Origin of the sequence: Lactobacillus apis, assembly GCF_002837055.1 — a bacterium.
GTDB lineage: Bacteria > Bacillota > Bacilli > Lactobacillales > Lactobacillaceae > Lactobacillus > Lactobacillus apis.
This window is the reverse complement of record NZ_PDKP01000003.1, coordinates 1-13,537: the sequence shown is the minus strand read 5'-3', so window position 1 is coordinate 13,537 and position 13,537 is coordinate 1. Positions and strand designations below refer to the sequence as shown.

Annotated in this window: 14 protein-coding genes, 1 tRNA gene and 1 pseudogene; 6 read left to right on the top strand and 10 right to left on the bottom strand. The window is 35.9% G+C overall.

Going from position 1 to position 13,537, the window contains the following annotated elements; all coding sequences use genetic code 11:
• Positions 1 to 192 precede the first annotated feature (192 nt).
• From CRG87_RS04325 to CRG87_RS04320, 3 genes and pseudogenes are all read left to right on the top strand, one after another.
• A complete protein-coding gene (locus CRG87_RS04325) occupies positions 193 to 1,155 on the top strand; it encodes a D-2-hydroxyacid dehydrogenase (protein ID WP_074426335.1) in 963 nt (320 codons plus the stop codon).
• Between the two features lie 162 nt (positions 1,156 to 1,317).
• Positions 1,318 to 1,410, top strand: a pseudogene (locus tag CRG87_RS08240) (MerR family transcriptional regulator); the annotation flags it as partial.
• Between the two features lie 54 nt (positions 1,411 to 1,464).
• Positions 1,465 to 2,025: a TipAS antibiotic-recognition domain-containing protein gene (locus tag CRG87_RS04320; RefSeq protein WP_229714639.1), complete on the top strand. Its 561-nt coding sequence runs from the start codon at positions 1,465 to 1,467 to the stop codon at positions 2,023 to 2,025.
• Positions 2,026 to 2,102: 77 nt separating this feature from the next.
• Here the strand turns inward: CRG87_RS04320 and CRG87_RS04315 are convergent, their stop codons facing one another.
• From CRG87_RS04315 to CRG87_RS04305, 3 genes are all read right to left on the bottom strand, one after another.
• On the bottom strand, positions 2,103 to 2,849 hold the full coding sequence (locus CRG87_RS04315) for an HhH-GDP family DNA glycosylase (protein ID WP_074426334.1): 747 nt from the start codon (positions 2,847 to 2,849) through the stop codon (positions 2,103 to 2,105).
• Positions 2,850 to 2,889: 40 nt separating this feature from the next.
• Positions 2,890 to 3,597, bottom strand: coding sequence for a uracil-DNA glycosylase family protein (locus CRG87_RS04310; protein WP_074426333.1), 708 nt, complete (start codon positions 3,595 to 3,597; stop codon positions 2,890 to 2,892).
• 168 nt (positions 3,598 to 3,765) lie between these two features.
• Positions 3,766 to 4,638: a DNA/RNA non-specific endonuclease gene (locus CRG87_RS04305; RefSeq protein WP_074426332.1), complete on the bottom strand. Its 873-nt coding sequence runs from the start codon at positions 4,636 to 4,638 to the stop codon at positions 3,766 to 3,768.
• An 888-nt stretch (positions 4,639 to 5,526) separates the two neighbouring features.
• On the opposite strand from CRG87_RS04305, the gene CRG87_RS04300 reads away from it, so the two are divergent.
• Entirely contained in the window at positions 5,527 to 5,709 is a 183-nt protein-coding gene (locus CRG87_RS04300) for a YlcI/YnfO family protein (protein WP_074426331.1), read from the top strand.
• Positions 5,710 to 5,944: 235 nt separating this feature from the next.
• On the opposite strand, the gene CRG87_RS04295 is transcribed toward CRG87_RS04300, so the two are convergent.
• Together CRG87_RS04295 and CRG87_RS04290 are read right to left on the bottom strand one after the other, a co-directional pair.
• Positions 5,945 to 6,017 (bottom strand) — tRNA-Thr (locus tag CRG87_RS04295).
• A gap of 119 nt (positions 6,018 to 6,136) precedes the next feature.
• Positions 6,137 to 6,901, bottom strand: coding sequence for an NADPH-dependent oxidoreductase (locus CRG87_RS04290; RefSeq protein WP_074426330.1), 765 nt, complete (start codon positions 6,899 to 6,901; stop codon positions 6,137 to 6,139).
• Between the two features lie 136 nt (positions 6,902 to 7,037).
• Here CRG87_RS04290 and galE point away from each other — a divergent pair, with 136 nt between their 5' ends.
• A complete protein-coding gene (gene galE / locus CRG87_RS04285; RefSeq protein ID WP_074426329.1) occupies positions 7,038 to 8,030 on the top strand; it encodes a UDP-glucose 4-epimerase GalE in 993 nt (330 codons plus the stop codon).
• A gap of 25 nt (positions 8,031 to 8,055) precedes the next feature.
• Here galE and CRG87_RS04280 read toward each other — a convergent pair whose 3' ends face one another.
• Positions 8,056 to 8,607, bottom strand: a complete 552-nt coding sequence (locus tag CRG87_RS04280; RefSeq protein ID WP_074426395.1) for a GNAT family N-acetyltransferase — start codon at positions 8,605 to 8,607, stop codon at positions 8,056 to 8,058.
• 149 nt (positions 8,608 to 8,756) lie between these two features.
• On the opposite strand from CRG87_RS04280, the gene CRG87_RS04275 reads away from it, so the two are divergent.
• A complete protein-coding gene (locus CRG87_RS04275) occupies positions 8,757 to 10,127 on the top strand; it encodes an amino acid permease (RefSeq protein WP_074426328.1) in 1,371 nt (456 codons plus the stop codon).
• 122 nt (positions 10,128 to 10,249) lie between these two features.
• On the opposite strand, the gene CRG87_RS04270 is transcribed toward CRG87_RS04275, so the two are convergent.
• Genes CRG87_RS04270 through CRG87_RS04255 form a run of 4 tightly spaced genes read right to left on the bottom strand, consistent with a single transcriptional unit; the run spans position 10,250 to position 13,387 of the window.
• Positions 10,250 to 10,612: a DUF956 family protein gene (locus CRG87_RS04270; RefSeq protein ID WP_074426327.1), complete on the bottom strand. Its 363-nt coding sequence runs from the start codon at positions 10,610 to 10,612 to the stop codon at positions 10,250 to 10,252.
• Between the two features lie 3 nt (positions 10,613 to 10,615).
• Positions 10,616 to 11,530 carry a PTS system mannose/fructose/sorbose family transporter subunit IID gene (locus tag CRG87_RS04265; RefSeq protein ID WP_074426326.1) on the bottom strand — a complete coding sequence of 305 codons (915 nt, stop codon included), beginning with the start codon at positions 11,528 to 11,530 and terminating at the stop codon, positions 10,616 to 10,618.
• Between the two features lie 27 nt (positions 11,531 to 11,557).
• A complete protein-coding gene (locus CRG87_RS04260; protein ID WP_074426325.1) occupies positions 11,558 to 12,364 on the bottom strand; it encodes a PTS mannose/fructose/sorbose transporter subunit IIC in 807 nt (268 codons plus the stop codon).
• 18 nt (positions 12,365 to 12,382) lie between these two features.
• The gene (locus CRG87_RS04255) at positions 12,383 to 13,387 is read right to left on the bottom strand and encodes a mannose/fructose/sorbose PTS transporter subunit IIA (RefSeq protein ID WP_074426324.1); all 1,005 of its coding nucleotides are present in this window, start codon (positions 13,385 to 13,387) and stop codon (positions 12,383 to 12,385) included.
• Positions 13,388 to 13,537 lie beyond the last annotated feature (150 nt).

Below are 13,537 nucleotides of genomic sequence, written 5' to 3'. Positions count from 1 at the left end.
TACCATGTACTTTTGCAAGCGTTTTCTAAAAAAATTTTTTCTGGTAAATAAAAATATAATTAAGTTGTTCAGCACTAGCAGTACTAGTTAAAAGTATGTAGATACAAAAAGTGACTTACGATTAGACTAATCGATTGTTTTTAGCAGATTATAGTAAAATATATATTATTGATAATTAAAGAGGTTTGAGAAATGAAAATTGTAAACTTAGATAGCTATGCGTTAAATCCTGGTGATCTTGACTGGTCACCTCTCAAAGAATTGGGTGACTGTACCTTTTATGATCGAACTCCAGTAAATGACGATAATGAAATTTTAAAGCGAATTGGTGATGCCGAAATCGTTTTGACCAATAAAACTCCCCTTGACGAGCATGTGATTTCTACTGCTCCTAATCTCAAATATATTGGTGTAACTGCAACAGGCTACAATGTAATTGACACTGAAGCCGCAACAAAAGCTAACATCCCCGTAACCAATATTCCTACATACGGCACTGATGCAGTTGCTCAATTTACTTTTGCCCTACTACTTGAAATTACCAGCCACGTGGGACTACACAATCAACTTGTGCATGATGGCCGCTGGAGTAGCAATCCTGACTTCACATTTTGGGCTAAACCATTAACGGAACTGCAAGGTAAGACCCTTGGCTTAATTGGATTTGGTAGTATCGCAAAAAAAGTAGCCGAAATTGGTCATGCTTTTTCTATGAACATCATCTTTTATAATCACCGTCCTAAAACAGATTTACCTAATTATGTAAAACAAGTCAGTCTGGAAGAGCTATACCAACAATCTGACATTATTAGCCTACACGTTCCGCAAACTCCAGAAACCACAGAAATGATAAATCAAAAAGCGATTAGTCAAATGAAAGACGGCGTTATCTTGATTAATACAGCACGTGGCGGATTAATCAGTGAAAAAGATGTTGCAGATGCTTTAAATGATGGCAAAATCGCTGCTGCCGGAGTTGATGTCGTTCAAAAAGAACCAATTCCAGCTGATAGTCCACTTCTTTCTGCTAAAAACTGCTACATTACCCCTCATATTGCATGGGCACCTCGCGAGACTCGCAATCGTCTTTTAGGAATCGTCGTTGATAATCTTCAGGCCTTTTTAAATGGCGAAAAACTAAATGTAGTAAACTAGACGCCATAACAAAAACCAGTATTCTAATCAGAATACTGGTTTTTTAATGATAAAAATTAATTCCGTGCTTGACCTTGACGTTACGTCAACCAATATACTTGATTTTGCAAGTGAGGAGATTTTTAACCATGTCATATTCTATCAATGAACTAGCAAAACTGGCTGGCATTTGATAAACAGGGACTTTTAAAAGCGCGCAGAAACCCCATAAATAATTATCGCTACTATGAAGAAACTGAAGTTGATCAACTTCAAAAAATACTATTCTTAAAGCTATTTGACCTGCCACTAGAGCAAATTGAAAAAGTTATGCAAACTTCACCAGAAATTCAATATCAAGTTTTACGAAGTCAGCGTAGCAAATTAGTTGCAGAGCAACAATATCTGGATGATTTGATTAAGAATTTGGACAAGACACTTGCAACAATGAAAGGAGAAACACAAATGACAGACACTGAAAAATTTGCCACACTAAAAAAAGAGGTAATTAAGAATAACGAAAAGCAATACGGTACAGAAATTAGAGAAAAGTATGGCGACGCCAAAATAGATCGCAGCAATCAAAAGTTCAATTCTCTATCAGAAAATGAATTTTCACATTTTAAAGAATTATCTGCTGAAATTTTAACTGAACTAAAAAATTTGGCTAATACTACTGATATCAAGCAACCTGCTGCTAAACACCTGTTTGATTTGCACAAAGAGTATTTACTAACATTATGGCCAAAAGATCAGTATTCTGCAGAGGCACATAAAAATCTCGCCAAGATGTACATATGTGACGAACGTTTTAGTAAATATTATGAAGAAGGCGCTGGCAATCCTGAAGCTGCGAAAACGTTGAAAGCAATTATTGATTACTATGCATAATTCATCAAGTTAAGAACAAGAAAAAATAAGGGTAATGAAGGCTTCTAGCTTACATTACCCTTATTTTCTATTATCAGTCAGGATTCTAAATTCTTAAAACCGTTTCTGCTCCATAGCCACAATGGATTTTGCAGGTCTGTTGGGACAAATTCAGTTCCCTGCAGTTCTTTCGCCCAGGCATCAATAACATAAGTTTGTACTTTTGAGCTTTCCATTTGTTCTTTAGTAATCAAACCTAATTTGTAACTAGCTCTGATTATATGACGATCAGCAGCGATGTATATATCGTTAGTGTTTTTCAAAGGAATTGCAGTGTAATTGCTAAGAACATACAGCCAATAATTACACAGCTTGGTTCCAGACAGATAAGGAAATTTTTTCTTAGCCTCTTTTTGCATAAAGTATCTGATTTTATTCACATCATCATCTAAATTTCTGGCAAAATTGATAATATTACCATCAGATAAATCAGTGAATGTCTGACACAGTTTAAGCCAGATATTGGTTTGCTTATTCCTTTGCAGTGCAAGTCTATACTTGGTTAGGGCTTTCTGCACTTCTTCATAGTCAGCATTTATAACCTTATTAGGTGAAAAGACAAAATTCGTTTCAGAATCTTCATATGTTTTTAGGACACTTTCCCACAGAGTATAAGAATTTCTTTGAGAATTTAAAGCCATTGGCAAAGTGAAATAAAGTGCATTTTCATTCGAACTAGAATCAAGGCCTGGATTAGTATCCTCTGGCAGACTAGTATCACCAAATTCACCATTCTGATACTTTTGATAAATTAGTCTTGCTTTTTCAAGAATTACATCAGACATATATTGTTAACCTCATTTCTTTACAACCAGTTAATATTTGCTAACTTTTCAAAGCTCTTAGATACTTATCCAAATATTCTTCTTCATCCCTAGGATGATACTGTGTAATAAAACGTGGATGCTCTAGTGGAGTGATTTCCTTGAATAACTTCAATTCTTTATTGATTTTATTCAACTCCTGAAAATTTTCACCACTACCAATGCAATAACATACCGACGTATCAATTCCAAACTCAACCTGCACTTTAAGTGCTGAAATTATAAAGGTAAGTAATTTATTTTCAACCTGCTTATTTTCATAATAGTTGCAATTTACACTGTTGCCTTTTGAATTAATCTTACTTATTCCTAAGGGGCAAACAAAGTTTAAGTAAAAATCGCTATAAAATTTTGTTCTCCCACCATATTTGTCTATGACTCTATTTAGAAATGTAGAAGACGTATTACTTACATGAAAATTTTCTATTGAAATTCCTGTTTCTTTTTGGAGATTTTGAGCATCTTCAAAGGGAACTCCAGTTATGGCCGAACCTCTTCTTGCTGGTGAACTGCCTAATATTAGGCGGCGCTTGTTATTGTCATTAAAATATTTTCCGTAGAACAGTTTTACCAATTGGAAAACTTGCTTTTTATTTCTACCACTATAAGGATTTATTATTTTATATGATTTAGGTATCTCAAGCGTTACTTTACCTAGTTCTTTATCAAAGTCGATAACTTTTTCCGAAAAAGCTTTCTCTTGTTCCATAAATGCCTTTTTCCATTATGATATAAGCTCATACAATTAAATTATAGCATATGTGCATAGGTATAATTTACGGATTTTATTTTTACTACCAATATCTAACAAGGCACTGCACAGTACTTAAATGAACCATTTAGTTATTAGAATTCCAAGTCTATTTCAAAAGCACTTCTAGTTTTCAAAATTAGTGTCGTTACTTTCTTCCACACGACGTAAACTTTCTTGTCGAACAGCTTCACGCCGTAAGTATTTTTCACTATTAAGAACTGTAGCAGCACCAGTAAGATAATCTATGTCTAGCAGCGGAGAATCATTATCTAAAATTACTCGGGTTACTTTACCCTTCATTTTTAGTCCACTTATAGGTAACTTAATCTTAGTTTGTCGATTTACCGGTGTAACGCCCACAAAGCTTAGTAGCACCTTACGAGCAACTAATTCATCTTGATAATATAAAGGAATTACAGCATAGTCGAGTTTACTTTGGGGGTGCTCGTTAATCCACTTGCGTAAAAGATTTTCATAATAGAGCATTGCCTTTGAATTAGTATCATCCATACCAGTAGTAGATCCTTGATTCAAGTAAGCCGTCTCTGTAATTAAGTTACGCTTTTCATCATTTAAACCTGAAAATTGGTAACCAACTAAATGCCCTCTGTTAAAAGCCCAGGCAGTATATGGTTTGCCATTCTTAGTGGTTTCAATTTTATAATTATGCCAACCACTTGGATTAACAGTTAGCCTTGGTGCACGGGGTTCAGTAGGCAATTCTGAGCGTTTTACTTGAATATGACTACCTTGAGCACGACCTAAATTATCTAAGTCCAACAAACTTAGTTTTCTTTCCTCTTGATATGACCACGGCTTTATAAATGCCGCTTGCGTTTTATTGGGTGCCAGCTTTATCTCTTTTGGCTTATTTGTCTTAGTTATCTGTTCAGACTCAGCCGCTGTAACTGTTAAAGTTACATCATTTGTAGTTTGATATCCTGCTATTAATCCAATCGCAACTAAAAATGTTGTTAAAAGTTTTCTATATTTCATTAGTTTAGACTTCTCCTTTTAAAATCAGCACCTTTATTTATTATTCGTGCATTCGTGTGTCATTTTCACAGTATATACTTATAATTGTATAAAAAAATATGACTAGCTAGTCAATATACTAAGCATTAGTATGGTTGCTTTATAAATTTAGTGCAGTAAAAACAATCTCTGCTTTAACAATACATACCTGGTCGACCTATCTCATCACTTAGCAACCACAATATATCATAAACTAATCACACTGCAATACTATATATGGTACTATAAAATCATTATTTCAAGATACAAATTGTAAACGTGTCAGTGATTAATCTGTATATTTTTTCTTCAAAATTTATTTATCCTATTTAAGACAAGAAAAAACCTCTCAAAGAGATTTGAATACACTCTTTAAAAGGTTTTAACTCATATTAATTTATCTTATACTATTTCTACCTGCAACATTGCTTTATCAAGAGATATCTTGCTCTTAAAGTAATTGCAGGCTGTATCAACTTGCATTATATACTTTTGCCCTTATAGCAGCTTTGTTATTCATGTTACAAAAAGACGGTACTTAGTTTCTGAAACTTATCAACCAAAAACTAAGTATCACCATGCAGCAAACCTTTATTTTTCAAACATTAACTTTTTTCACTTTGATTTATTATGATTCACCATAAAATGTTCGCATAAAGGCAGCTCAACGTATAACATCTTTACTTTACAATATCCCGCCTTTCTTGAATCACAGCTTTAAGCTTTGCTGAATGCTTCTTCATTAAGTAACTTAGAAATTATCACCCATGATAATACCTTCATTCAATTGCATTATAATTAGCACTGCATTTTGCAATGCATATTTATAACAGAACTCACAATATAATTGACTTGCAGGAGGTGATTATATTGGTATTCAAAATGAAATCTAGCCACAAAGAAACAGAAAACAAGACAATTAGGTTTCCTTTAAGCCTTACTCAAGAAATTGAGCAGGCAATCAAAGGTGAAGATGTAACTTTTTCAAGTTTTGTCATTCAAGCGTGTGAATACGCCTTAGATAATATGGAAAAAAACTCACAAAAAAAATAATAAAGCTAATTCAAACACACTATATTTTACACTATGTATTACATATCGCAATATATATTGCAATATATTATAGACACAAAAAACTATGTAAATTAATCTCTATTCTTTTAAAAAATCTGGTACATGTTTTATAAAACGTGTACCATTTTTGTCCACAAATTCAAAATAAAAAGTCTCGACTACTAACATAAAGCGCAAGTAATCAAGACTTATCAAATTTAATTATATAATAATATGCTGATTGCCAGAATCGAACTGGCGACCTTTTCTTTACGAGGGAAACGCTCTACCAACTGAGCTAAATCAGCGCTTTTTACAACGTATAAATTATACCAGAACAAGAAAAGCCGTGCAATTGAATGCACGACTTTTCTTATTTAGAGTAAACTACGCAAGCTACTGGCAAGTTTTCCACAAAGATCAAGTTTTAGTTTAAGTTCCAGTCTAAGCACAATTCTTGCTTGTGTAAAAGTTCAGGTAACTCATCACGGTCAATTGCCTTTGTATTTAACTTTTCACCTGTAATTTGTTTAGTAAATGAATCAATTCGTTTATTTGTATCACGCAAATCATAATAAGTTATGACAACTTGATCGTAGTCTTTCAAATTATCCACAGTAAAATCACGTGGATAATCATTTTCAAAAGTAGTAAATTCTAGTGGCAAACGTGGTTTTAATTGTGGATCTTGGTCAGGTATACCTACTTGCATCCCTAAAGCTGGAAAAGTCAGTTTAGGCAAGTCCAATACATCTAACATCGCCAACGGATGATCATTAATTGTTCCAAGTGGCACGTAACCTAAGACCATGCTTTCCACAGCATTAGCCACATTTTGCCAAGCAAGTAGTGTGTCATCCAGCCCCTGGAAGAAGATGTCAGTAGTGTGAAGGCGACCATCATCCTTACCTAACTGCCGCCGAATTTGTTGATTTCGGTATAAATCAACTACAAAAATAAAGAGATCTCCTTGTGCACCAACATATTTTTGCCCACACAATTCTCTAATTTTTGCTCGTTTAGTTTCATCAGTAATATGTAAAAGAGTTGCATTTTGCATAAATAAACTTGTCGCAGTATGTTGAAAAACTGTGTATAAAGTCGTTAACTGCTCCTCAGTTAATTGTTGATCTTTAAATTTACGAATCGATCGATGATTGACTTGTTGATCAATTGTTGCATTATGAATCATTTGACTACTTCTTTCCATACTATTTTGACTAACTTTTTACTTTCCCATATAAAACATTATAGCAGAAATATTTCAGCAACCTCTCTTGCACTATGCTAGAATTTAACTGTCTATAAAAATACTAATGGAGGAAATTATGCGTGTATTAGTTATTGGCGGGGCCGGCTACATTGGTTCAATTGCCGTCAAGCATTTAGTTGAACAAGGCTATGAAGTTGTTGTCCTTGACGCACTCTACACAGGCCATCGAAAAGCTGTTAATCCCAAGGCAAAGTTTTATCAAGGTGATATCGAAGATAAATTCTTAGTCAGTCAGATTTTACGTGAAGAAAAAATTGACGCAGTGATGCACTTTGCTGCCTACTCACTGGTACCTGAATCTGTTAAAAAGCCACTTAAATACTACGATAATAATGTTTCCGGTATGATTGCCCTTTTGGAAGCTATGAAAGATGCACAAGTTAAGTATCTTGTCTTTTCATCAAGTGCTGCAACTTATGGCATTCCCAATAAGTTACCAATTACAGAAGATTCGCCTCTAGATCCAATCAATCCTTATGGTGATACTAAGGCAATGATGGAAAAAATCATGCACTGGGCAGATAAATCTGAGGGTATTAAGTCTGTTGCTCTTCGCTACTTTAACGTCGCAGGAGCTTCAACAGACGGTAATTACGGGGAAGATCACGGACCTGAGACGCACTTAATCCCTAATATTCTACGTAGTGCTATTACTGGAGACGGAAAATTTACTATTTTTGGTGATGATTACGATACTAAGGATGGTACTAACGTGCGCGATTACGTTGAAATAAACGACTTAATCGACGCTCATATCTTAGCGCTTCAATATTTAATGAAAACTGGTCATTCAGATGTTTTCAATTTGGGAACCGCGCATGGCTATTCCAATCTCGAAATTCTACAAGCAGCTCGTAGTGTTACCGGAATAGATATTCCTTATACAATCGGACCACGACGAGCCGGAGATCCCGACAGTTTAATCGCTAATTCTGACAAGGCAAGATCCGTCTTAAACTGGCAACCGCAACATGAAAGTGCAGAAGAGGCCATTGAAAGTGCTTGGCAGTGGCACCAAAAACATCCCAATGGCTACGAAGACAAGTAATAAAACGGCTTATAGTATATAGCTACTATAAGCTGTTTTTGTTTATTAAGATATACAACTCCATATCTCGAAACTCACCATGATATTTTACTTCATCCGGTAATAATGCTATATGGGCAAAATTAAGTCTTTCCGCTATTGCGCAACTAGCCCTGTTTTCATGGTCAGCCAATAGGCTAAGTCGATGCAATCCTAATTGATTAAAGGATACTTCAACCAGCTTTTTAACTGCTTGAGTCATAATTCCTTTCTTCTGATACGCTTGCCCCAACCAATAGCCTATTTCCGCACTTTGATTTTTCAATTTAATATTATGGAGGTCAAGCATTCCAGCCGCATCGCCGTTAACTAGAACTACTAAAGCAAGTTTCTTATACTCTGCGGTTTCCCTACGCATTTGCTTAATAAAATCTATTTCATCTTCAACTACGTTAATTTTATCAGCCCATGGTAAAAAGCGTGCCAGTTCTACTCGATCGTGAACAATAATTTCATATAGCGCTTGTGCATGCCTTATTTCAGGTAAAACTAACTCTATTTCTTGGCCAGCAAACAAAAACTTAGCAATTGTAAACATTTCCATAACACTCCTTTTACCTATCTATTTTATTCCATGATACTACTGCTTTCATCTTTTTTTAATACTAATAATTCAAGGTAGTTAAACTAGTGCTATAATCGATTATTGTAGTATAAAAATACATATCTAGAATTTGGAGTGATTAGATGGATGACGAAAACGAAAATAATAGTTCTGGTTATGAACGAACCTTAACCAATGCCCATATTCAGTTAATTGCACTAGGCGGTACAATTGGCACGGGTTTATTTTTGGGTGTCGGCAACAGTATTAGAATGGCCGGTCCAAGCGTCATTTTAATTTACATGATTGTCGGTATTTTTTTATTTTTATTGATGCGGGCCCTTGGTGAATTAATTGTCTCCGACCTATCTAAGCATACCTACATTGATTTTATTCAGAAATATTTAGGTAAAAATATTGGTTTTATTTCCGGTTACCTGTATTGGATTAGTTGGGTCACGCTAGGTATGGCCGAGATGACTGCTTTAGGAATCTACTTTCAATATTGGTTCCCACATTTGGCAACCTGGATTCCAGGTCTGGTTACAATTGCTATCCTGCTTTGTATTAATTTACTTTCTGCTCGCCTATTTGGAAACCTAGAGTTTAGTTTTGCAATCATCAAAATTGTCACTGTGCTTGCTTTTGTCATTTTGGTAGCTTATTTGACCATTACTGGTGGAAAAACCAGTTTTGGACCAGTAACTTTCGCAAATTTAACTAATAATGGTGGCTTCTTTGCTAAAGGAAGCTCCGGCTTTTTCGCTGGATTTCAAATGGTAATTTTTAGTTTTGTCGGTGTTGAATTAGTTGGCCTGACGGCAGCCGAAGCACAAAATCCTAGAGTCACAATTAAGAAAGCAATTAATGAAGTTCCATTACGAATTATTTTATTTTATGTTTTAGCAATTGTTGCAATTCTAATTGTTATTCCTTGGAATAAAGTTTCAACTAGTTCCAGTCCTTTTGTACAGACTCTTGCAGCAACTGGAATTCGTAACGCTGGCTCAATCATTAATTTCGTTGTGATTTCTGCGGCTGTTTCATCAACCAATAGTATTTTGTATAGTGCGGGACGATTACTTTTTTCTGTTACCTTCAATGGAAAGGGCAAGTGGAACAAAACCTTTGGTCATTTAAGAAGACAATTACCTCAAAACGGTTTAATTTTATCCGCCTGTCTAATGGCTCTTGCACCCTTTGTCATTATCTTAATTGGCAACCAGGCTTTTAATTTCATTTCTTCTACTTCTACCAGCATGTTTATTATAATCTGGTGCTTAATGCTACTGACGCACATTGCGTATCGCAAACAGACCCCTGAGGCCAAATTAGGTGATTTTAAAATGCCAAGATTTCCCTATTTGGATTATTTAACCTTACTGTTTTTTATCATGATGATTATTTTATTACTCATCTTGCCAAATAATCGTGTATCAATGGTTGCAGCTATTTTGATCTTTATTCTCTTACCCACTGTAGCCAAAATATGGCAAAAAGAAAAAGCGTGCTGAAACAGCAGTAACTTCATTACATGATAAAATTCATGATTATTTAGGGATTGAGGATAAAATTAACTCATTTACTAAAAACCAATTAAAAAAGTTCCTAAGTAGATATCTACTTAGGAGCCTTTTTAATTACGTGTAAATCTTTGCTTTAAATTTTGCCATAGACTCAATGCCTGTCTCATATGATCAGCCGGAACATAGTTACGGATTGCCCGTAATGTCTTTTTATTATTTTTAGTAGTAAAAATAAATGTTCCACTAGTGCGAGTTCTAATTTCAAATCGCGGAATATACTTTCCTTTGAAATGAACATCAGCCACTACATAAGTAACTTCATTCCAAGGTATTTGGACATAGTCAGAAAGATTGCGATCATTATAAAATTCGATTGCCTTATTTCCAACCATGATGTTGCCATATGAAGCAACTGCCCGAAACCACGTAGCGTCAGTCGTCAAATCTACTTTGGTATTCTGTGATTCAACCATTTTTTAAATTATGTGTAAAACGTGTAGTAGAACACCAACAATAAAGATAGCGATAATAATAACGATTGGTGAAACTTTCTTCTTCAATAACCACATACATAAGAAAGTTAACAGCAAACCTGCCAAACCAGGAATTAAGGTATCCAAGTTGTTTTGTAAAGTGGTTACCTTGAATTTAGTAAGCGATAATCCGTTACTTTGATCGATCAAAGCCTGTTGAATTCCCTTTGCCCCAGCAGGAATCGAGTTCCAATCAATGTACGCACCCTTTTGAAGCGGTGTTTTTGAAACTATTGGCGTGAATTGAATGTTTACCCAACGTTCAATTAGCGAACCAAGAACAAACATACCCATCATTGAAGCACCACGGGTAACCTTTTGTAAAAGACCACCAGAAACATCATTAGTAATTGCAGAACCTGCTTTATAGCCAAATTCTTGTGTGTACCACATAAAGGCAATTCTGATAACATTCCAAAGTACAAAGAACAAAATTGGTCCTAAAAGGTTACCTTGGATAGCCATTGATGCTCCCAAAGCACCAAGGATTGGACGAACTGTGTACCAAAATACTGGGTCACCGACACCAGCCAAAGGTCCCATCATTCCGACCTTAACACCTTGAATAGCTTCGTCCTGAACTTCAGCACCGTTTGCCTTATCTTCTTCCAAAGCAAGCGTAACACCTAAAATTGGTGAAACTAGGTAAGGGTGAACGTTGAAGAAAACTAAGTGACGTTCGAGTGCTGCAGACATATCATCCTTTTTTGGGTATAGCTTTCTTAATGCAGGAATTAATGAATATGCAAAACCACCATTCTGCATTCTTTCGTAGTTCCATGATGCTTGTAAAAATTGTGAGTGCCACATCACGTTGAAGCGGTCGGCTTTACTTAATTTGATTTTTTGATCAGCCATAATAAAATCCTCCTCTTAAATATCACTTTAATAGTCGTCAATGATATCGCCGAGTGGATCGCCGGTACCTTCATTATCTGAACTCTTGCTGCCATTACCACCCTTAGATTCAAGAGCTAAGTACATTACGGCAAGAGCCAAACCAATTGCACCTAATGCAATTAAAGTTAGGTCCTTGATAGCAGCTAAAGCAAAACCAATTGCAAAGAATGGCCAAACTTCACGGCTAGCCATCATGTTAATAACCATTGCATAACCAACGGCTACGACCATAGCACCACCGAGTGACATACCATCACTTAACCAAGCTGGCATTAAACCTAACCAATATCTAACAGTAGATGCTGGAATAGCTAGCAGTAAAGCAGCTGGAATAGCAATTCTTAATCCCTGCAAGCAAACAGCAACCCATTGCCACATATTAATTTTGCGCCAATTTCCCTTTTTAGCATCAGCGTCCATGATATGCGCAATACCAGTTGAAATAGTACGTACAATCATAGTTAAAAATAGTCCGGCAACAGCTAAAGGCATAGCAATACCTGTAGCCATACCAATTCCTTTGGTGCCCTGACCACTTTGAACCAAAATGATAGCTGAAGCTACTGAGGCTAATGCGGCATCAGGTGCAACTGCGGCACCAATGTTAGCCCAACCTAGGGCAATCATTTGTAAATAACCACCTAAGATAATTCCTAAATCTAGATGTCCCGTAACCAATCCAATTAGTGTACAAGCAACTAGAGGTTGGTGAAATTCCCATTGATCCAAGATACCTTCCATACCTGCAAGAAAGGCAACTAGAACAACTAAGATCATTTGTATAGCGTTCATTTTTTTGCTCCTACTCTTTTATTTCTTTTGTTCATCCAACAAGCTTTGTGCCTTATTCAAAATTGCGTCCATATTACCGCCTTTATCAGTTGGTACTTTTCGTACATCGAACTCAACTCCCATTTTTTCAAGTTCGCGGAAAGTATCAACGTCGTCTTGATTCATTGACAAGACGTTATTAGCGTTAACATCACCAACTTTATAAGACATTGAACCCACGTTGATAGTCTTAAGGTCAATACCAGCTTTAATAACTGTTAGAACATCCTCAGGATTTTCAAACAGCAATAATGCATGAGTATTACCAAAGCGAGGATCATTTGCAATTTCAATCATTTTCTTGATTGGAACAGTATGAGCCTTAACACCAGCAGGTGCAGCTTCACGAATCATGCTCTTACGCATCTCATCTTTTGCAACACTGTCTGAAACAACAATAACGCGATCAGGATGCATTGCTGGTATCCACCCGGTAGCAACTTGACCGTGCAATAAACGTGAATCAATTCTAGCTAGAACGTACTTGATGTGTCCATCACCAACTACTGTTCCTTCTGGAATAGATTTTGCAGTTTTAGCTACACCTGCCCCACCTTGAACTGAGGCTTCAGTTTTTGGCATTAAATCTGTTGGTTTAGTTTTAATGCCATCCTTAGCAGGTTCAATAATAGCAGTGGCAATTTCTTTTGCAGTATGATCAGGATTGGTCATTCTCTGCGTTAAAGCTTCAACAACCATTGGTAAATTCATACCAGAAACGACTGCCCAGTTTTCATGATCTTCTAGTAAACCGTTTGCTTGATTAAACGGTGTCCCACCCCAAAGATCAACTATTAACAACACTTCATTCGAATCATCAAATGAGGCAATTGCATCTTCCATCTTGCTCTTAATATCTTCCGGCCCTTCATCAGGCGACAAAATAACATGAGCAAAATTGTCTTGTTCTCCGAATAGCATTTGCGCAGACTGCGCAATTCCATCGGCAAAACCGCCATGGCTGGCTAACACAATTCCTACCATGAGCTTTTCCTCCTTCTTTTAGATAAAGTGTATCCATTTACATTGTACACCTAAAAAGAGCTATGAATCGCAGACTTACCACATTCTAATCTTATAATATTATTTAATTAATAAAACTATAGCGCAACAAAAAAGAGGATCAATAAAGAT